Below are 21,753 nucleotides of genomic sequence, written 5' to 3' on the forward strand. Positions count from 1 at the left end.
GTGCTTCCGGAAGGGCACTCGGCCCTTCCGGAAGCACCGGCCCGGTCACGCCTTGACGATGGACGCGCGGGTTCCTTCGCCGAGTTCGATCGCCTCGCCCTCGGGAGCACCGAGTTCGAAGGTCGTGGCGAGGATCTCGCCGGCGATCAGATCCCGGTGGCGGGCAGCCCATTCGGCGCGTTCGGCGGGAACCTCGAACCGCACCGAGATGCGGTCGGAGACCTCCAGGCCGAGGTTGCGGCGCGCGTCCTGGAACTCGCGGATGCGGTCCTTGGCCCAACCCTCGGCCTCGAGTTCCTCGGTGACGGCCGTGTCGAGGACCACCAGGCCGTTGCCACCCGGCAGCGCGGCGGTGGATTCCGGCTCGGCCGCGACGAGACGGCTGGTGTACTCCTCGGGCAGCAGGGCGATGCCGGCCGCGGTGACCGTGCCGTCCTCCGCCTGCGTCCAGTCGCCCGCCTTGACGGCCTTGATGACCTTCTGCACGTCCTTGCCCAGACGCGGACCGGCGGCACGCGCGTTGACGACCACCTCGAACCGGCCGTGGGCCTCGACGTCGTCGGTGGTCACGACCCGCTTGACGTTGACCTCGTCCTTGATGAGGTCGACGAACGGATCGAGATGCGACGAACCCGGCGTCGCGACCGTCACCTCGGGCAGCGGCAGCCGCACGCGCAGCTTCTGGGCCTTGCGCAGCGACAGCACGGTCGAGCACACACCGCGCACCTCGTCCATCGCCGCGACGAGCGCGGGATCCGAGGGCAGGTCGTCGGCCGCAGGCCAGTCCGCCAGGTGCACCGACCGGCCACCGGTCAGACCCCGCCAGATCACCTCGGAGGCCATCGGCAGCAACGGCGCGGCCAGGCGCGTGACGACCTCGAGCACCGTGTGGAGGGTGTCGATCGCGTCGGTGTCCTCGTCCCAGAACCGGTTCCGGGAGCGGCGCACGTACCAGTTGGTCAGCGCGTCGCAGAAGGTGCGCAGCTCGTCGCACGCCCCGGCGATGTCGACGGTCTCGAGTGCCTCGGTGATGACGTCGCGGGTCTGCGCGAGCTTGGCGAGGATGTACCGGTCGAGCACGTTCGTCGAATCGGTCCGCCAGGTGCCCGGCTTCGACGCGTACAGCTGCAGGAAGCTCCATGCGTTCCACAACGGCAGCAGCGCCTGCCGCACGCCCTCGCGGATGCCCTGCTCGGTGACGACGAGGTTGCCGCCGCGCAGGATCGGCGAGGACATGAGGAACCAGCGCATCGCGTCGGAGCCGTCGCGGGCGAAGACCTCGTTGACGTCGGGGTAGTTGCCCTTCGACTTGCTCATCTTCAGGCCGTCGTCGCCGAGGACGATGCCGTGGGCGGCAACGCATTTGAAGGCGGGACGGTCGAACAGCGCGGTGGCCAGGACGTGCAGCGTGTAGAACCAGCCGCGGGTCTGGCCGTTGTACTCGACGATGAAGTCGCCCGGGTAGTGGGTGTCGAACCAGTCGCGGTTCTCGAAGGGATAGTGCACCTGGGCGAACGGCATCGAGCCGGACTCGAACCAGCAGTCGAGGACCTCGGGGACGCGACGCATGGTCGACTTCCCGGTCGGGTCGTCGGGATTCGGCCGGGTCAGTTCGTCGATCATCGGCCGGTGCAGGTCGGTGGGCCGCACACCGAAGTCGCGTTCGAGTTCGTCGAGCGAACCGTAGACGTCGACGCGCGGGTACTCCGGATCGTCCGAGACCCACACCGGGATCGGGCTGCCCCAGTAGCGGTTACGGCTGATGTTCCAGTCGCGGGCGCCTTCGAGCCACTTGCCGAACTGACCGTCGCGGATGTGTTCGGGCACCCACGTGATCTGCTGGTTGAGCTCGACCATGCGGTCGCGGAAACGGGTGACGGCGACGAACCACGACGGCACCGCCATGTAGATCAGCGGCTGACCCGACCGCCACGAGTGCGGGTAGGAGTGTTCGATGGTCTCGTGCCGCAACAGCTTTCCGGCGGCCTTGAGGTCCTTGATGATGACCGGGTTGGCGTCGAAGACCTGCAGGCCCTCGTAGGGCGGCACCATCGAGGTGAACTTGCCGCCCGGATCGAGCGGCTGCACGAGCTCGATGCCGTTGCGCTGGCAGTACTCCATGTCCTCTTCACCGAAAGCCGGTGCGAGGTGGACGATTCCGGTACCGGACTCGGTGGTGACGTAATCGGCGGCGATCACCCGGTGCGCGTTCTCACGGCCGGTGAAGAAGTCGAACGGCGGCTCGTAGGCGAGGCCGACGAGGTCGGTGCCGCGGTAACGGCCGAGCACCTCGGGCTCCTCGCCGAGTTCGCGGGCGTAGTGGCCGAGACGGTCCTGCGCGAGCACGTAGGTCTTGTCGTCGGCGCCGCGCACGGCGACGTACTCGATCTCGGGGTGCACCGCGATCGCGAGGTTGGACGGCAGGGTCCAGGGCGTGGTGGTCCAGATGAGCGCGCACGCGCCGTCGAGTTCGGAGCCGGGTGCGCGCAGCACCATGTCGACGGTGACCGCCGGGTCCTGACGCATCTTGTAGGCGTCGTCGAGGCGGGTCTCCTGGTTCGACAGCGGCGTCTGCTCGTACCAGCTGTAGGGCAGCACGCGGAAGCCCTGGTAGATCAGGCCCTTCTCGTACAGCGACTTGAACGCCCACATGACCGACTCCATGAAGTCGAGGTCGAGGGTCTTGTAATCGTTGTCGAAGTCGACCCAGCGGGCCTGACGGGTGACGTAGTCGCGCCACTCACCGGTGTAGCGCAGCACCGACTGCTTGCAGTAGGCGTTGAACTCGGCCAGTCCCATCGAGTCGATCTCGGACTTGTCCTTGATGCCGAGCTGCTTCTCCGCCTCGAGCTCGGCGGGCAGGCCGTGGCAGTCCCAGCCGAAACGGCGGTCGACCTTCTTGCCGAGCATGGTCTGGAAGCGCGGGACGACGTCCTTGACGTAGCCGGTGAGCAGGTGCCCGTAGTGCGGGAGGCCGTTCGCGAAGGGCGGGCCGTCGTAGAAGACGAACTCGTCGGCGCCGTCGCGGTTGCGCAGCGAGGCCTCGAAGGTGCCGTCGGAGGCCCACTGTGCGAGCACACGCTCCTCGAGCGCCGGGAAGTCGACACCCGAATCGCGCGGCAGGTCGTAGTCGACGCGCGGATATCCGGCAGTACTGCCGGCGGTTGCTGCGGTGGGATCCGGTGCAGCGTGGTTCTCGGTCACAGCGTGGCTCCTCCGTGCCTGGATACGTCTCGGCACGGGGACGATCGCCGTACGCGTGCACGGCCACCGCGGTACCACCCCGCTTGCACGTCCCGAGGGACGGCCACTCGTTCGGGCTGTGACGGGCCCACCCGTCCGGTTCTACTGGGCGACCGGCAAGGTCGCCGTTCTTCCGGAGGCTCCCCGGTGATGGCCGGATCGACGCCGCCCGCGATCGCGGGATCGAGCTTCACGCTCGGTGATGCATATTGTAGGACGCTTCAGCGATCCGACGAATTCCGGTCGCCGGGACGCCGGCGCGGTGCGCGTCGACCGGGACGTCCGCCCGAGGTGCCGGCCTGCCCGACGGAACGGGGATCGGCCCACTCACCTTCGGCCGAACTCCGTCCGCCGAGTGCGCTCGCCAGCAGGAGCACCGCTCCCACGACGCACACCGCGATACAACCCCATGCCCAGAGCACCGAACCGGTCATCAACGCGATCACGAGAAGACCGAATCCGACAGCTGCGAGTACCAGCGTGACGACGAGCACGACGCTCCTCCTCTACCGAGGTACAGCACCAGGCCGTACAGCACCAGCCGGAGAGACCGTCGGTCAGCTGTTGCCCTTCGCGAAGGACGACGATCCGAACGACGACGACGAGTTGGACTGGTTGAACACTTCCTGTCCACCGTCCACCGGAACGGCGGAACCGCGCTGCTCGAGCTCTTCGAGCTGCGACTCCAGGTAGGACTTCAGGCGCACCCGGTATTCGCGCTCGAACGTCTTGAGCCGCTCGATGCGCTCCTCCAGCACCGAACGCTGCTGGTTGATCGTGGCCATGATCTCGGTGTGCTTCTTCTCCGCGTCGGCCTGCAGCGCATCGGCCTTCTCCTTGGCCTGACGCAGCTGGGTCTCCGAGCGGGTGCGCGCATCGGCGAGCATCGCGTCGGACTTCTGCCGCGCGTCGGCGATCATCGCCTCGCTGCGGGTGCGGGCGTCGGAGACGAGCTGCTCGGAGTTGGTCCGGGCGTTGCGCACGAGCTCCTCGGCCTCGGCCTTGGCGTCGCCGGTGAGGCGGTCGGCCATCTCCTGCGCGAGTCCGAGGACCTTGGCGGCCTGCATGCTCGCGTCGCCGCTCGACGGTGCCGCGGCGACCGGGGCGGGTGCCGGAGCCGGCGCCGGAGCGGGTTCCGGCTTGGGTGTCTCCACGACACGTGCGGGTTCGGGTTTGGACGGGGCCGCCGGCGCGGACGACGACGCGCTGCGCGGCGCCTTCTTGGCCTCGGCGAGCTCCTGGTCGAGTTCGGCGACCCGCTGACGCAGGTCGGCGTTCTCCTCGATGAGGTTCGTCAACTCCTGCTCGACGAGATCGAGGAAGGCGTCGACCTCGTCCTCGTTGTAACCACGCTTCCCGATCGGAGGCTTGCTGAACGCGACATTGTGCACATCAGCTGGTGTCAGCGGCATGGAAGGATCCCTTCACGCGTCGAGTAAGCGGTCAAGCAGGCGTTCTGAGTAATCGACAGTGCGTTACGCGTATCAAAACCCACTGTATATGGCACTCCATTGTGGCACACGGCAGCTCCGGGACGGCCCGACACGACGTCGGACACAGGCATCATGCTGCGCCGCCCCTGGGCAGGAATGCCATGAGGAAATACACGATGAACAGCAAGACCATGATGGACAGATCGAGCCGTACACCACCGAGATTGAGCGGCGGAATCAGTCTCCGCAGCAGCTTCACCGGCGGATCCGTGACCGTGAAGATCGCCTCGAGAACGACGACCACGAAGCCGGACGGCTTCCACTCCCGCGCGAAGGTTCTGATGAACTCGACGATGATCCGTCCGATCAGCAGAAGCCAGAAGATGAACAGCAGGAACCACAGCACCTCGAAAACGGCCACCTGCCCACAATGCCCGACGATGACGGGTCGATCAAAACCGAAACGCCCGGCCTGCAGTGATCTGCATCATGGCCGGGCGTGTCGGGACGCTCGAGGGACAGCGGCGGGCATGCGGCGACGGACGTGCCGTGTGCACGCCTGCGCAGCGCGCGTCGACTACTGCTGGTTGTAGAAGCCGGTCTCGGCGATACGCCGACGTTCCTCGGCGGAGACGTCGATGTCGGCGGGCGAGAGCAGGAAGACCTTCGTGGCCACCTTGTCGAACGAACCGCGCAGCGCGAAGGCGAGCCCGGCCGCGAAGTCGACGAGACGCTTGGCGTCGGCGTTGCTCATCTCGACGAGGTCCATGATGACCGGCGTTCCGTCGCGGAAACGCTCACCGATCGTGCGCGCCTCGCTGTAGTCGCGGGGGCGCAACGTGGTGATCTTGGACAACGGACCTCCCTCGTCGAAGAGCGCACCACGCCGAGGCTCGGCACGCTCGAGCCGGCTCTCGGCCGTCAGTGGTGCACGGCTGGGAACCGCGCGGGCCGGGGTGGGCGCCGGACGGGGGCTGCGGGCCGTGATGGGTTCGACCCGCGGACGCGGTGCCGGCTCGTACCGGTCGAACTCGTCGTGCTCGAACTCGCGAACCGGTTCCTCGCGGTGCGACGGGGCGTACTCGTCGCGGTGCGACGGCGCGTAGCCGCCGTAGGTGGCCTCGCCGTAGTCGCGATTACGGTCGCGGCGGCCACTCGCCGGATCGTCGAGGTACTCGTCCTCGTAATCCTCGAGCGGCACCATCCCGAAGTACGCCTTGAACTTGTGGAGTGTGCTCATCGATCGCCTTTCCCTCGCGCGGCGGATGTCATTCAGGCTAACGGTCGATACCCCAAGACGGCCGTTCCGACACGCACGCACGTCGAACCCCATCGAACCGCGTGTTCGAGGTCACCCGACATGCCGGCGGACAACTCCGCCGCCGCCGGGTGGTCCTGCAGCAACCGGGCGTGCATGTCGTGCAGCTGCTCGAATGCCCGCTCGGGCTCCCACCCGAGCGGCGGCACCCCCATCAGGCCTCCGAGTTCGAGGACCTCGGACGCGGCGACCGCCTCGGCGAGGGCGGGAAGATCCTCGGCGACCACGCCACCGCGCTCCCGATCGCCGTCGAGGCTGACCTGCAGCAACGCCCGCAGCGGGGCGGTGCGTTCGCCGGCGTCGAGGGCGGCCCGCACCCCCTTCTCGAAGGCCTGCACGAGACGGAGACTGTCGACCGAGTGCACCGTGTGCGCCCAGCGGGCGACGGCACGGGCCTTGTTGCGCTGCACCCGCCCGATCATGTGCCACTCCACCGGCGCGGTGACGCTCTCCCGGAACTCGGCGATCTTCGCGCCCGCCTCCTGCTCGCGGGACTCGCCGAAGCGTTCGCATCCCAGCTCGTGGAGGAGCACGGCGTCGGAGGCGGGAAAGAACTTGGTGACCGTCAGCAACGCGACGTCCGACGGATCACGTCCGGCCGCGCGCGCCGCGGCGTCGAGCCGCTCGCGTACGGCGGCGAGACGTCCGGCGAGTTCGTCGCGCCGCTCCTCGGAGGTGGGGGCGCTCACGCCGTTCCCTCCTCGCCGGCCTCCTCGAGCCAGACGACCGAGGCGAACCGACCCGTGGGTGCCGAGCGCCGGTGGCTGAACAGAGAGGTGTCCTCGATCGTGCAGCGCGGATCCTCCACCACGGCGGTCACGCCGTGAGCGGCGAGCTGGCGGCGCAGTCCGGCACGCAGGTCGAGTCCGGGAGTACCGCGGTTCGTGCGGGTCGCGCTGCCGGGCAGGTGTGCCTCGACATCGGCCCTCATCGCCGCGGGCACCTCGTACTGCCGGCCGCTCGCGGCCGGTCCGAGCAGCGCGCCGATGCGATCGGGGCGGGCGCCGAGATCGACCATGACGTCGAGCACGCGCGGGAGGATCCCGATGCGCGCCCCCACCCGGCCGGCGTGCACCGCGGCGATCACCCCGGCCACCTCGTCGGACAGCAGGATCGACACGCAGTCGGCGCTGAGGGTCACGAGCGCGAGCCCGGTCTCGCGGGTGACGAGCGCATCGGTGGCAGGAACGGGTTCGGACACCGGCCCGTCGACCACGGTGACGTTGCGGCTGTGGATCTGTTCCATCCAGACGAACCGCTCGGGCGGCAGCCCGATGACGGACGCGAGCCGCCGCCGGTTGGCGGCGACTGCGGCCGGATCGTCACCGACGTGGTCGGCGAGGTTGAAACTGTCGTACGGAGCTGCGGACACCCCGCCGGCTCGTGTGGTCACGACCCGGCGGGCGCGCAGCAGGCGGTGCGGAGCCGTCAACGGCGCATGAAGATCGGCACGTCGACGTCGTCGTCACCGTCGTCGTCGATGTCCACACTGCGAGGTGCGTTGCCGCCTCCGGCCGGCGGCTGGTTGCCGACGGGGGGCTGCTCACGCACCGGGGTGGGTTCGACGGGCTCGCGCTCGGGACGGCCGAGTTCGCCGGCACGCGCCACGCCGATCGCACCGGGCCGACCGGTCGGCTGCTGCTGTTGCTGGGGCTGCTGCTGCGCCTGTCCCGGCTGCTGCTGCCCCACCTCGACGGGACGACGAGTGGGCGTTCCGCCCTCGAAACCGGCGGCGATGACGGTCACGCGGACCTCGTCGCCGAGCGAGTCGTCGATGACCGTGCCGAAGATGATGTTGGCGTCGATGTGCGCGGCCTCCTGCACGAGCGAGGCGGCCTCGTTGATCTCGAACAGGCCGAGATCGGATCCGCCGGCGATCGACAGCAGAACACCGCGCGCGCCTTCCATCGACGCTTCGAGCAGCGGCGAGTTGATCGCGGCCTCCGCGGCCTTGATCGCACGACCCTCACCGCGCGACGAACCGATGCCCATCAATGCGGAGCCGGCACCCGACATGACGCCCTTGACGTCGGCGAAGTCGACGTTGATCAGACCCGGGGTGGTGATGAGGTCGGTGATGCCCTGGACACCGTTGAGGAGCACCTCGTCGGCGGAGCGGAAGGCGTCCATGAGGCTGACGGCGGCGTCGCCGAGCTGGAGGAGCCGGTCGTTGGGGATGACGATGAGCGTGTCGCAGGACTCGCGCAGCGTCTGGATGCCGGTGTCGGCCTGGCTGCCGCGGCGCTTGCCCTCGAAGGAGAACGGACGCGTGACGACACCGACGGTGAGCGCACCGAGCTTGCGGGCGATGCTCGCGACGACGGGAGCGCCGCCGGTACCGGTTCCACCACCCTCGCCTGCGGTCACGAAGACCATGTCGGCGCCCTTGAGCACCTCTTCGATCTCGTCCTTGTGATCCTCGGCGGCCTTGCGGCCGACCTCCGGGTCTGCGCCGGCGCCGAGTCCGCGGGTCAGTTCGCGGCCGACGTCGAGCTTGACGTCGGCATCCGACATGAGCAGGGCCTGCGCGTCGGTGTTGACGGCAATGAACTCGACTCCCTTGAGTCCCTGCTCGATCATGCGGTTGACCGCGTTCACGCCGCCACCGCCGATACCGACGACCTTGATTACGGCGAGGTAGTTGTGCGGGGGCGTCATGTGCTCTCGCCTTCCTGAAGTTCCGGGTGGTGCATGGTGTCCGGGTGGTGCTGGGTCTGGGTCTGGCTCGATGTCGGTCACGTCCGCCGGTCGGGCGGACGGCTCCGCAGCGCGCTGCCCCGACAAACCCTCAACCACAGCTTGAAGGTTATGTCAAGTAACGCGACTGTCCGAAACGCTATGGCACGGGTACCGGGATTAGCCAGTAGACGCGCCGGACACGCCGGACGAATTTCGTCGATCCCTCACCTCACCGTCGGCAGGTCGGGACTCGCCACGTCGAATCGCTCCCCCGGCTGCGTCAGCAGCGGGCCGACGACCGCCGCCTTCCGCTCGGAACGATCGGTTCCGCCCCACACCACGACACGCCCGTCGGTGAGGACGATCGAGATGTCGGACGGGGAGGGCGCTTCGATCGTCTCCACCTGCACGCGCAGCTCGGGCGGCAACCTGTCGAGCACCTCCACGGCGGCGCGGGTCGCGGGATCGCCGGTGCCCGGCGTCGGGGTGACGAGGCGGGGAGTGAACATCGGAGGCGGCTCGACCGCGAAGTCGACCCCCTCGATGTCGACCGAATGGGTGCCGTCGGGTGCATCGAAGAAGACCATCGCCTCGCGCTCGGTCACCGTCACCCGCACGGTGGAGGGATAGACCCGCTGGACCCGGACCGACGCCGCGCGCGGAATCGTCGCGACCCGCTGGGCCGCCCCGGCCGTGTCGACCCGGAGCAGCGGCGTGCCCTCGGCGACCGCGAGCGCGTCGACCACCTCGTCGTAGGTGACGACCTCGATCCCGTCCACCTCGATCACCCGCACGGACAGCAACGGCGACAACCAGGCCACCGCGATGCCTCCGAGGAGCACCGCCACGACAGCCGCCCCGACGAGCACGGTCCGCAGGCGCACCGACCGCCCGGACGGGCGCCGGGCGGTGCTGCGTTCACGGGCTTCGTCGGGCTCACGGGATTCGCGTGACGGTCGCCCGCGACGGCGGCGTGACGAGACGGCGGCGGGCGTCACGAGCCGATCGGCTCCGGTCCGGAACCGCCGGGTGCGCGGAATCCACCGGGCTCGGGAACCGCCCCGGCCGGACGGAAACGACCCGGTTTGCTGTGCAGCGCGTCGAGGATCTGCCGCCCCAGCATCGTGACGTCACCGGCGCCCATCGTGATCACGACGTCGCCCGGCCGGGTCAGGCGCGCGACCTGCCGGGGCACCGCGGACAGATTCGGCTGGTAGTGCACCGGCTTGCTCACCGCCCGCGCGACCAGCGCACCGCTCACCCCGGGGATCGGTTCCTCCCGGGCGCCGTAGACGTCGAGCACCACGACCTCGTCGGCGAGGTCGAGCGCCTGCCCGAACTCGGTGGCGAACGCCTCGGTGCGCGAGTAGAGGTGCGGCTGGAAGACGACGATCACGCGGGGTCGTTCGGTGCCGGTCTCGGTGTAGCGCAGCGGCTCTCCGGCGACGAGTTCGGCCGCGGCCGCGAGGACCGCGCGGACCTCGGTGGGATGGTGGGCGTAGTCGTCGAACACCCGCACGCCGTGTTCGCGGCCGGTGTACTGGAACCGCCGGTGCACACCGCCGAAACCGGCGAGTCCCTCCAGCGCCTCGTCGACCTGCGCTCCCGCTTCGAGCGCGGCGAGCAGCGCAGCCAGAGCGTTGAGCGCCATGTGCCGGCCGGGGACGGACAGTCGCACGGTGCGCGGCGAATCCTCACCCGCGAGGTGGAACTCGGCGACGCCGCCGACATCCTTGGCCTCCCAGCCGAGCAGCCGCACCCCGACGGGAACGCCGCGGTGGTCGCCTGCCGTGCCGATGACGTCGGCGGTGCCGTAACCCTGCACCCGCAGGTCGTCGCGGCCGAGGGCGACGACGCGTTCGGCGAGGGCCGCCGAGCCGGGATCGTCGAGGCACACGACGAGCAGGCCGCCGGGCGCGATGCGGGCGACGAACTCGTCGAAGACCGCCGTGTACGCCTCCGGCGTGCCGAAGTAGTCGAGGTGATCGGCCTCGATGTTCGTGACGATCACGGTGTTCGGGTCGTACTGCAGCAGCGAGCCGTCGCTCTCGTCGGCCTCGGCGACGAAGACGTCCCCGCTGCCGTGATGCGCGTTGGTCCCGGATTCGTTGAGTTCACCGCCGACCGCGAAGGACGGATCGAAGCCGCAGTGCTGCAACGCGACGACGAGCATCGACGTCGTGGAGGTCTTGCCGTGGGTGCCCGAGACCAGGAAGGTGCGGTTCCCTCGCATCAGCGAGGCGAGGACCGCGGGGCGCAACAGGATCGGGATGCCCCGCTCGCGGGCGGCGACCAGCTCGGGATTGTCCTTCGGGATGGCCGCGAACGTCGTGACCAGGGCGGTGGGGCCACCCTCGAGCAGGTCGAGCGCCTCGGCGGCATGGCCGATGCGGACCTGCGCACCGCGCGCCCGCAGCGCGAGCACACCGCGGCTCTCCTTCGCGTCGGAACCCGACACCTGTCCCCCACGGGCGAGCAGGATCCGGGCGATGCCCGACATCCCGGCACCGCCGATACCGACCATGTGCACCCGCTCGAGTTCGGCGGGCAACTGCGCACTCATCGTTCACTCCTGTTCGGTTCCACTCCGGCAACCTCGAGCACTATGCGAGCCATCTCGTCCGCGGCACTGCGGTGACCGGCGGCCGCGGCGCTGCGCCCCATCTCCACGAGTCTCCGCTCGTCGCCGAGCAACGACACCACTTCCGTGGCGACATAGTCCGAACTCAGGTCGCCGTCGGCGACGATCCTGCCACCACCGGCCTCGACGACGGGCCGGGCGTTGAGTTCCTGTTCACCGTTCCCGTGCGGGAGCGGCACGTACACGGCGGGCAGCCCCACCGCCGAGACCTCCGCGACCGTCATGGCCCCGGACCGGCAGACCACCGCGTCGGCGGCGGAGTACGCGAGGTCCATCCGTTCGAGATAGGGCACGGTGACGTACGGGGCGCGGGCGTGACCGGGATGGGCGGGGATGTCCACGGTGTTCTTCGGTCCGTGCGCGTGCAGCACGGCGATGCCGGCCTCCGCGAGCGCCGCGGACGCGCCGGCCACGGCCTCGTTCAGCGAGCGGGCACCCTGCGACCCGCCGAACACGAGCAGCACGGGCACGTCGTCGGGCAGACCGAAGTGCCGTCGTGCCTCCGCGCGCAGCCCGGCGCGGTCGAGACCGGTGATCGACGAGCGGACCGGGATCCCCACGATCTGCGCGTCGCCACGCCGGACGATGCCCGAGCGCGGGACGGCGGCGAGCACACGCTCGGCCCGCAGGGCACCGATCCGGTTGGCGATGCCCGCGCCGGCGTTGGCCTCGTGGACGACGACCGGGATGCGCCGGCGTCGACGCAGCGGACCGGCGCCGGCTGCGAGATAGGCGGGCAGCGCCACGTACCCGCCGAAACCGACGACGACGTCGGCTTCGACCTCGTCGAGGATCTGCCGGGTGCGGCGCACCGACGAGACGACCCGGCCCGGCAACTTCAGCAGGTCGGTCGTCGGCTTGCGGGGCAGCGGCACCGGTGGGATGAGTTCGAGAGGATATCCGCGGCGCGGCACCAGCGTCGTCTCGAGTCCCCGTTCGGTGCCGAGCGCGGTGATCCGCGCGTCGGGCACGAGTGCGCGGACGGCGTCGGCCACCGCGAGCGCCGGTTCGATATGACCGGCCGTGCCGCCTCCGGCCACCACCACCGACAGTGCCGGCCTCTCCCCACTCACCTACGGTTCCCTCTCTCTCCGCTTCGTCCGTTCGATCCGCGTGTCGTGCGGTTCGTCTGCTGCCGGCCCCGGGCGGGTTCGCGCGCGGGTTGCGTGCGCCGGGCCCGGCCGGTCCCCTCGCGGGGTTGCGTCCGGCCCGCCGATCCCCGGCGGTCCTGCGCAGCTCCCCGTTGCCGCTCGTTCGGCGCCGGGGTCTGCCGCTTGCGCGAGCCCCCACCACCCGCCGCGGGGCGGGCACTGCGCTCGGGGACCGCGGCCCGTGCTCGTGGCTGTCGTGCTGCGACCGTACGCGCCGCCGAGGAACGACCGGCCCGGTAGGCCTCCGGCTTGCGCAGGCGCAACAACCGGGCGAACCGGCCGTCCTGTCCCGCGTGCAGCGCCGCGATCGCTTCGGGTTCGTGTCTGGCCGCATTGGCGATCAGACCGAACATCAGCAGGGTGGTGGCCGTCGAGGTGCCACCGGCCGACACGAGCGGCAGCTGCAGGCCGGTCACGGGCAGCAGTCCCACGACGTAGCCGATGTTGATGAAGGCCTGGCCGATGATCCACGTCGTCGCAGTCGCGGTGAACAGGCGCAGGAAGGGGTCGGCCGAGCGCATCGCGATCCGCAGTCCGACATAGGCGAACAGACCGAACAGGCCGATGACGGCCACTCCGCCGAGGAAGCCGAGTTCCTCACCGATGATCGCGAAGATGAAGTCGTTGTGGGCGTTGGGCAGATAGCTCCACTTCGCGCGGCTCTGGCCGAGCCCGCGACCCCACAGGCCGCCGTCGGCGAGGGAGAACTTCGCCTGTCGCGCCTGATAACCGGCGCCCTGCGGGTCGTCGCCGGGGTTGAAGAAGGCCCGCACACGCTGCGAGCGGTAGCCGGCCGTCAGAGCGAGGATCACCGCGAGTGTGGCGGCCGTGCCGACGATCCCGAGGAACACCTTGAGCGGCAGGCCCGCGAACCACAGCAGGGCGAGCACGATGATCACGATCGACACGGTGGTGCCGAGGTCGGGCTGGAGCACGATCAGGCCGGTCACGAGCAGGGCGGCCGGGACGAGCGGGACGAGCATCTCGCGCAGCGTCGAGTTCTCGCCGCGCCGGGACGCGAGCAGGTGCGCGCCCCATACGGCGAGCGTGATCTTGGCGATCTCCGCCGGCTGCAGCGAGATACCGGCGATGACGAACCAGCCCCGGGTGCCCTGCGAGACCGTACCGATGCCCGGTATGAGCACGAGCACGAGCAGCACGACCGAGAACGCGAACGCCGGGAAGGCGAAGCGTCGCATCACCCGGACCGGGATCTGCAGCGCGATGTAGAAGATCACCATGCCCAGGACGGCGAAGATCACCTGGGAGGTGAACAGTCCGTAGGCCGATCCCGCCGCGGCCACCGCGCCGACGCTCGACGACGACAGCACCATGACGAGGCCGAGCACGGTGAGCAGGACGGCGATCGTCACCACGAGATGGAACGACGCGAGCGGTCGCGCCATCCAGGCCCCGAACCGGCCGCGTACTCCGACCACCGGCTCGTCGGTGTTCGCCCCTGCTCGGGTCGCTCCTGCCCGAGGGGTCACGGTTGCGTCCCGCCCCCGCGGAGTTCCTCGACCGCGGACGCGAAGCTACGGCCGCGTTCCGCGTAATCGGCGAACATGTCGAGCGATGCCGCGGCCGGCGCGAGCAGCACCGTCTCCCCCGGCGAGGCGAGCGCGGCCGCTTCCCGGACCGCCACGCGCATCGCGGCGGGACCGTCGGCGCCCGGCGCCGCGGCCCTCCGCACCGGAGCAGTGCCTGTCGCGTTCACCGAAGCGGTGTCGGTCTCGCTCGTCGCATCGGTCATCGCTTCATCGTCGCCCGTGTCGACGACGACGACCGGGACCTGCGGGGCGTGTCGCGCCAGCGCTTCGGCGATTTCGCCGGCATCGCGGCCGAGCAACACGGCTCCGGACAGTCGTGGCGCCACCTCGGCGACCAGGTCGTCCACGCGGGCGCCCTTGAGCAGACCACCGGCGATCCACACCACGCGGTCGCGGGCGAGCAGCGAACTGCGGGCCGCGTGCGGATTGGTCGCCTTCGAGTCGTCGATGTACTCGACGCCGTCGACCTGTCCGACCGGCGCGGCGCGGTGCGGGCCGACGCGGTGCCGTCGCAGGCCGTCGTGCACCGCCGAGGCCGGCACGTCGATCGCCCGCGCGAGGGCGGCGGCCGCGAGGGCGTCGGACAGTCCCGCGGGGCCGGGCGGCGTCACGTCGTCCACGCGAGCGAGTACAGCGGAATCGGCGAACGCCCGGTCGACGAGCAGTTCTCCGCTGATCCCGAGTTCACCCTCCTGCGGATAACCCAGGGTGAAACCCACGGTGAGGACGGCACGGGAACGGTCGCCGAGACCACCGGCGATCGGGTCGTCGAGACCGATGACCCCGACGGCGCCGGTGAGGGCACCGAGTTTGGCCTCGATGTAGTTCTCGATGCCGCCGTGCCAGTCGAGATGGTCCTCGGCGATGTTGAGCACGACACCGGCCTCGGGCCGAACCGAGGGCGCCCAGTGCAGCTGGAAGGACGACAACTCGACGGCGAGGACATCGGCCCGCGGCTCGTCGCGGCGCAGGGCGTCGAGCACGGGAAGACCGATGTTGCCGCACGCGACGCTGCCGAGACCGGCGGCCTCGAGGATCGCGTGCAGCATCATGGTGGTGGTGGTCTTGCCGTTCGTCCCGGTGACCACCAGCCAGCGTCGGGCCGGACCGTAGACCTCGGCGCGGTCGATGCGCCAGGACAGTTCGATGTCGCCCCAGATGGGTATCGCCGCACCGGCCGCACGCGAGAGCAACGGCGCGTCGGGCGGGAATCCGGGACTCGTGACCACCAGGGCGAACTCCCGCAGCGCGGTGGGGTCGTCGAGGAGGCTGTCGTGGTCGACAGTCCGGGCGCCGAGCGCCGCGCACTCGGCCAGTGCCCGCTCGTTGCGGTCGGTGACGGTGACGTGGGCGCCGAGATCGGTGAGGGGTTGGATCGTCGCGCGGCCGGACACCCCTGCCCCGGCGACGAGCACCGCCCGTCCCCTGAGCCGTTCGAGTTCGTCGGTCACGGTCAGTCCCCGATCGCCGCGAGGTATTCGCTGTAGAAGAGGGCCAGACCGATCGCCGAGGCGATGGCGGCGAGCAACCAGAACCGGATGATCACCGTGGTCTCGGCCCATCCACCGAGTTCGAAGTGATGATGGAAGGGTGCCATCCGGAACACCCGCCTGCGGCTGGACCGGAAGACCGCGACCTGGATGACCACCGAGGCGGCCTCCGCGACGAACAGCGCGCCGATGACCACCATGAGCAGCTCGGTGCGGGTCGTGATGGACAGACCGGCGAGCATGCCACCGAGGGCGAGCGAGCCGGTGTCACCCATGAAGATCTTGGCCGGTGCGGCGTTCCACCACAGGAAGCCGATGCAGGCGGCGGCGCCGGCGGCGCACAGCAACGCCAGGTCGAGCGGGTCGCGGACGTCGTAGCAGCCGGCGGTCGGTTCCACGGCGCACGCGTTGCGGTACTGCCAGAAGGTGATGATGACGTAGGCGCCGAGCACCAGCGCCATCGAACCGGCAGCGAGACCGTCGAGGCCGTCGGTGAGGTTCACCGCGTTAGACCATGCGCTGACCAGCAGGTAGACGAACAGGATGAACACGATCGAGCCCATCGAGACCGTGGCGATGTCGCGCACGTAGGACAGATCGGTGCTGGCCGGGGTGAGGCCGTCCGCATTGCGGAACTGCAGCGCGAGGATGCCGAAGCCCACGGCGACGACGAGCTGGCCGACGAGCTTGGCCGTCTTGTTCAGGCCGAGATTGCGTTGCTTGCGGATCTTGATGAAGTCGTCGAGGAAGCCGACGCCACCGAGCGCGGTCGTCAGGCCGAGCACGAGCAGACCGGAGGCGGTGGGACCTTCCGCGTCGTATCCCATGCCGATGAGATGCGATCCCCAGTAACCGGCCCACAGACCGGCGAGGATCGCGACGCCGCCCATGGTGGGGGTGCCGCGCTTGGACTGGTGGCTCTGTGGGCCCTCGACCCGGATCTCCTGCCCGAAGCCCTGCCGGGAGAACATCTTGATCAGGACGGGGGTGAGCAGGATCGAGACTGCGAGCGCGATGCCCGCCGCGAACAGGATCTGTCTCACCGGGCGTCCTCCGTCCCCACAGCAGCGTCGTTGTTTCCGTTACCGGCCGGGTCGTCCGCGAGGACGGCCTCGGCGACGGTCCACAGTCCCACGGACTGCGATGCCTTCACGAGCACGATGTCGCCCGGTTCCAGTTCGTCGCGCAGCAACGCGATCGCGGCGTCGGCATCGGGGACGTGGCTCGCTTCCTCACCCCACGATCCTTCCATCACGGCGCCCTGGAACAGACCCCGGACCGGTCGGGTGGCGCCGACGGCGATGATGCGGGTGACGTCGAGGCGCACGGCGAGGCGTCCGATGGCGTCGTGGGCGACGACGGCGTCGTCCCCGAGCTCGGCCATCTCCCCCAGCACCGCGAAGGTGCGCCGGGGAGCCGGGCCGGACCGCGCCATGGTGACCAGGGCCTTCACGGCTGCGCGCATGGAATCGGGATTGGCGTTGTAGGCGTCGTCGATGACGGTCACCCCGTCGGATCGGGTCTGTACCGCCATGCGGTGCGCCGAGACGGGACCCGCCGTCGCGAGCGCCTCGGCGGCCTGCTCGACCGTCGCACCGCATTCCACGGCGACGGCGATCGCCGACAGGGCGTTGCCGATCTGGTGTTCGCCGTGCACGGCCAGGCGCACGGGCACACGCCGCTCCTGTCCGTCGGCGCCGGGAACGACGGCGGTGAAGGAGGCACGCGCCTGATCGTCGAGGTGGATGTCCTCGGCGCGGTAGGCGGCACCGGACCCGGTCCCGACGGTCACCACGCGACCGGTGGTGCGGGTCGCCATCTTCGACACGAGGGTGTCGTCGGCGTTGAGGATCGCGACTCCCCCCTCGGCGGCGCTGGGCAGTGCCTCGACGAGTTCGCCCTTGGTCTTGGCGATGACCTCCTGCGAACCGAACTCGCCGAGGTGGGCGGTACCGACGTTGAGTACGACACCGATCCGCGGCGGGGCGATGCGGGTCAGGGTCGCGATGTGTCCGGGACCCCGCGCCGACTTCTCGAGGACGAGGAACCGGGTGGATTCGGTGGCGCGGAGCGCGGTCCAGGGGTGGCCGAGTTCGTTGTTGAACGAGCCGGGCGGGGCGACGACCTCACCGAGCGGTGCGAGCACGGCGGCGATCATGTCCTTCGTGGACGTCTTGCCCGCCGAACCGGTGACACCGACGACGGTGAGGCCGGCGTCGGTGAGCGTGTCCACCACGGTGCGGGCGAGCTTCGCGAGGCCGGCGAGCACGGCCGCGCCGGATCCGTCGCTGTCGTGTTCGAGCGCGAGGGCGTTGGTCTCGGTCGGCGGGATCGGCGGCACCACGATGGCGGGCACACCCACCGGCCGTGCGGCCAGGACCGCGACCGCACCGGCGGCGACGGCGGCCGCAGCGTGATCGTGCCCGTCCGAGCGCGCACCGGGCAGCGCCAGGAACAGGCCGCCGGGACCGATCCGTCGCGAGTCGAACTCGACGGAACCGGTCACCTCCGCGGACGGATCGTCGACGTCGTGCAGGGTGCCCCCGACGACCTCCGCGATCCGAGCCAGTGTCATCGGGATCATGCCTTGCCTCCGTGATGCGAACCGCCCGCAGCAGGCGGATGGTGACCGTCGGGTCCTGCGGTCCGGTACTTGTCGAGTGCTGCGCCGAGGACCTCTCGGTCGTCGAAGGGGTGCTTGACTCCTTCGATCTCCTGCCCCGTCTCGTGGCCCTTGCCGGCGACGAGGACGACGTCGCCCGGGCGGGCCCACGCGACCGCGGCGTCGATCGCGGCGGCGCGGTCGCCGATCTCGAGAATCTCGCCGCGTTCGGCCGGCGGGACGGAGTGTGCACCGTCGAGGACCGCCGCGCGGATGGCGGCGGGGTTCTCGGTTCGGGGGTTGTCGTCGGTCACGACCAGTAGGTCGGCGGCCCGCGCCGCGACCTCGCCCATGATCGGCCGCTTCGTCCGGTCGCGGTCGCCGCCCGCACCCACGACGACGGCGATGCGTCCCTCGGTCGCGGCGCGCAGGGTTCCGATGACCGCTTCGAGCGCGGCGGGCTTGTGGGCGTAGTCGACGACGGCGAGGAAGTCCTGCCCGCGTTCGACGCGTTCGACCCGGCCGGGCACCGCGACGTCGGCGATACCGCGGATCGCGGCGTCGATGTCGGCGCCCACCTCGGCGCAGAGCGCCACGGCGAGAGCGGCGTTGGTGACGTTGTAGCGGCCCGGCAGGCCGACGGTGGCGCGGCGGGCGGTCCCGTCCGGGCCGGTCAGGGTGAACTGCTGCACGCCCGTCTCGTCGGGGACGTCGTCGGTGACCGTCCAGTCGGCAGCGGCGTCAGCGGCGTCACCGTCGCCACCCGTGATGACCGTGCGGACGGCGGTCGCGTCGTCGCGGCCGGCCGATGCGACCTCGGCCATGCGGCGTCCCCACACGTCGTCGGTGCACACCACCGCGCGGCGTGCCCGGACCGGCGAGTCCTCGGCGAACAGCCGGGCCTTCGCGCCGAAGTAGTCGTCGAGGTCCTTGTGGAAGTCGAGATGGTCCTGGGACAGGTTGGTGAACCCGCCGACGGCGAACTCGGTGGCGTCCACGCGACCGAGTGCGAGGGCATGGCTGGAGACCTCCATCACGACCGTGTCGACACCGCGTTCGCGCATGACGGCGAACAGGGCGTGCAGCTGCGGCGCCTCGGGGGTCGTGAGGGTGCTCGGCACGCGGATGCCTTCGATCCGGGTCTCCACGGTCCCGACGAGACCGACGACGCGTCCGGCCGCGACGAGGCCTGCCTCGACGAGATAGGACGTCGTGGTCTTACCGGACGTGCCCGTGATGCCGATGACCTGCATGCTCCGGGAGGGATGTCCGTAGACGGTGGCCGACGCCGCCCCCAGCGCGGCACGCGGCTCGGGATGGACGAGGACCGCGACCGGATCGAAGGTGGCCTCGGCGACGAGGTCGCGACCGGCCTCGTCGGTCAGCACGGCGACCGCTCCACGTTCGAGCGCGGTGCCCGCGTAGGAGGCGCCGTGGGCGCGCGCGCCGGGCAGCGCCGCGAATACGTCGCCGGGGCGGATGCCCTGGGCGCGCAGGTCGATGCCGGTGATCGCGGCCGCACGGGCCGCGTCCTCTCCGGCGGCTGCATTGACGATCTCGACGCGCGCCCCGATGGCGTCGGCGAGAACCGAGATCTGCGTCATCGGTGGGTGCTCGGGTCTCCGCCCCTCCTCCGGAGGAGCCGGATCCGGACTCGATGGCACAGGCACCAGTTTCCTCTCGCTTCGCTGCAGCTCGTCTGCAGGCACTCCGACGGATGTTCCCGGGTTCGTTCCCGATCCGGTCTCGGCGACGACCGTCGTGTCACGTTACCGACGTGTCAGCCTACCGAGGCGCCACGGTCACCTCGTCAGTCGACCTGGAGGATCAACTTGCTCTCCGGTTCGGCCGACAGCGGCACGCCGTCGCGCTGCAGCAACCACGACGCGATGTTGCGGAACAGCGGCGCGGCCGATTGGCCCCCGCTGCCGTCGGAGCTGCGGGTCGGGGCGTCGAGCATGATGCCCACGACATAGCGCGGATCGTCGGACGGCGCGATGCCGGCGAAGGTGATCCAGTAGTCGGAGTTCGAGTAGCACTTGCAGTTCTGGTCGATCTGCTGGGCGGTACCCGTCTTGCCCGAGATCCGATAGCCCTCGATGGCGGCGCCCGCACCGGTGCCCTGCTGGTTGCCGGTATCGGACTGGACGACGGAACGGAACATGTCGCGCACCGTCGCGGCGGTCTGCGGGTTCACCACCCGCACCGGATCGGGACGGGGCGTCTCGGTGCGCGTGCCGTCCGGCGCGATGGTCGCGCGCACGACCCGCGGCGGGACACGTTCCCCGTCGTTCGCGATGGTCTGGTAGATCGCGGTCATCTGCAGCAGGGTCATCGACAGACCCTGGCCGATGGGCAGGTTCGCGAAGGTGCCACCCGACCACTGCTCACGGCTGGGCAGCAGACCCGCGGATTCGCCGGGCAGGCCGACATCGGTGCGCTGACCGAGACCGAACAGTTGCAGCATCTCGGCGAAGCGGTCCTCACCGATCCGCTCGGCGAGCATGAGCGTGCCGACGTTCGACGACTTCCCGAACACACCCGTCGTGGTGTACGGCACGACCCCGTGATCCCAGGCGTCCTTGACGGTCGCGCCGGCCATGGTGATCGTGCCGGGGACCTGCAGGACCTCGTCGGGGCGGGTCAGGCCGTCCTCGATCGCCGCGGCGGCAGTGATGATCTTGTTCACGGATCCGGGTTCGAACGGCGAACTGACCGCGAGATTGCCCTGTTCGGCGTCGGGCGGGTTGTTCGCGACACCGATCGACGGGTCGAAGGTGCTGTCGTTGGACATGGCGAGCACTTCGCCGGTGTGCGCGTCGAGGACCACGGCGGAGGCGTTCTTCGCCCCGGACAGGTCCTTGGCGCGCTGCACCTCCTGCTGCACGTGGTACTGCAGGTCGTTGTCGATCGTGAGCTCGACGGAGGAACCGTCGACGGCGGGCTGGCGGTCGCGCCAGCTGCCCGGGATGACGGCGCCGTCGGACCCCCGGTCGTAGGTGGACGAACCGTCGGTACCCGCCAGTACGGCGTCCATCGACGCTTCGAGCCCGATCAGGCCGTGCCCGTCCCAGCCGGTCGCGCCGACGAGATTGGCGGCGAGCGATCCGCCCGGATACAGACGGATGTCCTGACGTTCGGTGCCGACCTTGTCGTACTCGTCGACGATCTCCGCCGCGACCCCCGGATCGACACCTCGGGCGAGGTACACGAAGGTCTCGTCGCTCTCGAGCATCTCGAGCACGTCCTTCTCGGGCGCCGCAGCGCCGAGCGCCTCGTGGATCGCCGACGCGACGCCCTCGAGATATTCCGAGACCTCGGGCCGGGACGGATCCTTGGCTCGTTCCTCCTCGAGTTCCTTGCGCACCCGCACGGGTTGGAAGGTCAGCGCCTTCGCCTCCATCGTGTAGGCGAGCGGTTCGCCGTTGCGATCGGCGATGGTGCCGCGGGTCGCGGGTTCGACGAGTCGGGTGGTGCGCTGGCTGGCCGCCTCGGCGGACAGGGTCGGGGCCTGGACGAGCTGCACGGACAGCAACTGTGCGACGGCTATGCCCAGAGCGCCGAACATGCCGAGCCGGCCCCACTTGTTGCGGAACGTGAAACTCGTCCGGTCTCGCTGTGTGCGATCGCGCGGCGCGGGCATTCG

The 21,753-nt window shown here is 70.1% G+C and carries 17 protein-coding genes; all 17 read right to left on the reverse strand.

Going from position 1 to position 21,753, the window contains the following annotated elements; genetic code table 11:
* Positions 1–45: 45 nt before the first annotated feature.
* The gene (gene ileS, locus LPH33_RS14870; protein WP_160875772.1) at positions 46–3,204 is read right to left on the reverse strand and encodes an isoleucine--tRNA ligase; all 3,159 of its coding nucleotides are present in this window, start codon (positions 3,202–3,204) and stop codon (positions 46–48) included.
* Positions 3,205–3,464: 260 nt separating this feature from the next.
* On the reverse strand, positions 3,465–3,737 hold the full coding sequence (locus LPH33_RS14875) for a hypothetical protein (RefSeq protein ID WP_088898463.1): 273 nt from the start codon (positions 3,735–3,737) through the stop codon (positions 3,465–3,467).
* A gap of 63 nt (positions 3,738–3,800) precedes the next feature.
* Complete coding sequence (locus tag LPH33_RS14880) at positions 3,801–4,655, reverse strand: DivIVA domain-containing protein (RefSeq protein WP_016691808.1); 855 nt, start codon at positions 4,653–4,655, stop codon at positions 3,801–3,803.
* Positions 4,656–4,806: 151 nt separating this feature from the next.
* Positions 4,807–5,097 (reverse strand): YggT family protein, encoded by a 291-nt coding sequence (locus LPH33_RS14885; RefSeq protein WP_006554132.1) that lies wholly within the window; start codon positions 5,095–5,097, stop codon positions 4,807–4,809.
* A gap of 156 nt (positions 5,098–5,253) precedes the next feature.
* Entirely contained in the window at positions 5,254–5,916 is a 663-nt protein-coding gene (locus tag LPH33_RS14890) for a cell division protein SepF (RefSeq protein WP_160875770.1), read from the reverse strand.
* 32 nt (positions 5,917–5,948) lie between these two features.
* Positions 5,949–6,683, reverse strand: coding sequence for a YggS family pyridoxal phosphate-dependent enzyme (locus LPH33_RS14895; protein WP_229565039.1), 735 nt, complete (start codon positions 6,681–6,683; stop codon positions 5,949–5,951).
* Positions 6,680–7,426 carry a peptidoglycan editing factor PgeF gene (gene pgeF / locus LPH33_RS14900; RefSeq protein ID WP_229565040.1) on the reverse strand — a complete coding sequence of 249 codons (747 nt, stop codon included), beginning with the start codon at positions 7,424–7,426 and terminating at the stop codon, positions 6,680–6,682. Before pgeF ends, LPH33_RS14895 begins: the two co-directional genes overlap by 4 nt.
* Entirely contained in the window at positions 7,423–8,652 is a 1,230-nt protein-coding gene (ftsZ, locus tag LPH33_RS14905; RefSeq protein WP_160875766.1) for a cell division protein FtsZ, read from the reverse strand. Before ftsZ ends, pgeF begins: the two co-directional genes overlap by 4 nt.
* Before the next feature lie 245 nt (positions 8,653–8,897).
* Positions 8,898–9,671 carry a cell division protein FtsQ/DivIB gene (locus tag LPH33_RS14910; RefSeq protein ID WP_419957092.1) on the reverse strand — a complete coding sequence of 258 codons (774 nt, stop codon included), beginning with the start codon at positions 9,669–9,671 and terminating at the stop codon, positions 8,898–8,900.
* A complete protein-coding gene (gene murC / locus LPH33_RS14915) occupies positions 9,668–11,236 on the reverse strand; it encodes a UDP-N-acetylmuramate--L-alanine ligase (RefSeq protein ID WP_160875764.1) in 1,569 nt (522 codons plus the stop codon). The genes LPH33_RS14910 and murC overlap by 4 nt, the downstream gene beginning before the upstream one ends.
* Complete coding sequence (gene murG / locus LPH33_RS14920) at positions 11,233–12,387, reverse strand: undecaprenyldiphospho-muramoylpentapeptide beta-N-acetylglucosaminyltransferase (RefSeq protein WP_016693807.1); 1,155 nt, start codon at positions 12,385–12,387, stop codon at positions 11,233–11,235. The genes murC and murG overlap by 4 nt, the downstream gene beginning before the upstream one ends.
* Positions 12,384–13,871 carry a putative lipid II flippase FtsW gene (ftsW, locus tag LPH33_RS14925; RefSeq protein ID WP_160875898.1) on the reverse strand — a complete coding sequence of 496 codons (1,488 nt, stop codon included), beginning with the start codon at positions 13,869–13,871 and terminating at the stop codon, positions 12,384–12,386. The genes murG and ftsW overlap by 4 nt, the downstream gene beginning before the upstream one ends.
* A gap of 80 nt (positions 13,872–13,951) precedes the next feature.
* On the reverse strand, positions 13,952–15,466 hold the full coding sequence (gene murD, locus LPH33_RS14930; protein ID WP_229565041.1) for a UDP-N-acetylmuramoyl-L-alanine--D-glutamate ligase: 1,515 nt from the start codon (positions 15,464–15,466) through the stop codon (positions 13,952–13,954).
* 2 nt (positions 15,467–15,468) lie between these two features.
* Positions 15,469–16,548: a phospho-N-acetylmuramoyl-pentapeptide-transferase gene (mraY, locus tag LPH33_RS14935; protein WP_016693810.1), complete on the reverse strand. Its 1,080-nt coding sequence runs from the start codon at positions 16,546–16,548 to the stop codon at positions 15,469–15,471.
* Positions 16,545–18,089 (reverse strand): UDP-N-acetylmuramoyl-tripeptide--D-alanyl-D-alanine ligase, encoded by a 1,545-nt coding sequence (locus tag LPH33_RS14940; RefSeq protein WP_016693811.1) that lies wholly within the window; start codon positions 18,087–18,089, stop codon positions 16,545–16,547. The genes mraY and LPH33_RS14940 overlap by 4 nt, the downstream gene beginning before the upstream one ends.
* A complete protein-coding gene (locus LPH33_RS14945) occupies positions 18,086–19,711 on the reverse strand; it encodes a UDP-N-acetylmuramoyl-L-alanyl-D-glutamate--2,6-diaminopimelate ligase (RefSeq protein WP_229565042.1) in 1,626 nt (541 codons plus the stop codon). The genes LPH33_RS14940 and LPH33_RS14945 overlap by 4 nt, the downstream gene beginning before the upstream one ends.
* 206 nt (positions 19,712–19,917) lie before the next feature.
* A complete protein-coding gene (locus tag LPH33_RS14950) occupies positions 19,918–21,750 on the reverse strand; it encodes a peptidoglycan D,D-transpeptidase FtsI family protein (protein WP_160875758.1) in 1,833 nt (610 codons plus the stop codon).
* Between the last annotated feature and the right edge of the window lie 3 nt (positions 21,751–21,753).

Origin of the sequence: Rhodococcus sp. RDE2 (assembly GCF_020885655.1) — a bacterium.
Classification (GTDB): Bacteria; Actinomycetota; Actinomycetes; order Mycobacteriales; family Mycobacteriaceae; genus Rhodococcus; species Rhodococcus pyridinivorans.

Bases quoted from the DNA above. Each gene is read 5' to 3' on its own strand.
- LPH33_RS14945 (WP_229565042.1), bottom strand. From the start codon at position 19,711: ATGACGCAGATCTCGGTTCTCGCCGACGCCATCGGGGCGCGCGTCGAG.
- LPH33_RS14950 (WP_160875758.1), bottom strand. From the start codon at position 21,750: ATGCCCGCGCCGCGCGATCGCACACAGCGAGACCGGACGAGTTTCACG.
- LPH33_RS14890 (WP_160875770.1), bottom strand. From the start codon at position 5,916: ATGAGCACACTCCACAAGTTCAAGGCGTACTTCGGGATGGTGCCGCTC.
- ftsW (WP_160875898.1), bottom strand. From the start codon at position 13,871: ATGGCGCGACCGCTCGCGTCGTTCCATCTCGTGGTGACGATCGCCGTC.
- murC (WP_160875764.1), bottom strand. From the start codon at position 11,236: ATGAGTGCGCAGTTGCCCGCCGAACTCGAGCGGGTGCACATGGTCGGT.
- ftsZ (WP_160875766.1), bottom strand. From the start codon at position 8,652: ATGACGCCCCCGCACAACTACCTCGCCGTAATCAAGGTCGTCGGTATC.
- LPH33_RS14880 (WP_016691808.1), bottom strand. From the start codon at position 4,655: ATGCCGCTGACACCAGCTGATGTGCACAATGTCGCGTTCAGCAAGCCT.
- LPH33_RS14940 (WP_016693811.1), bottom strand. From the start codon at position 18,089: ATGATCCCGATGACACTGGCTCGGATCGCGGAGGTCGTCGGGGGCACC.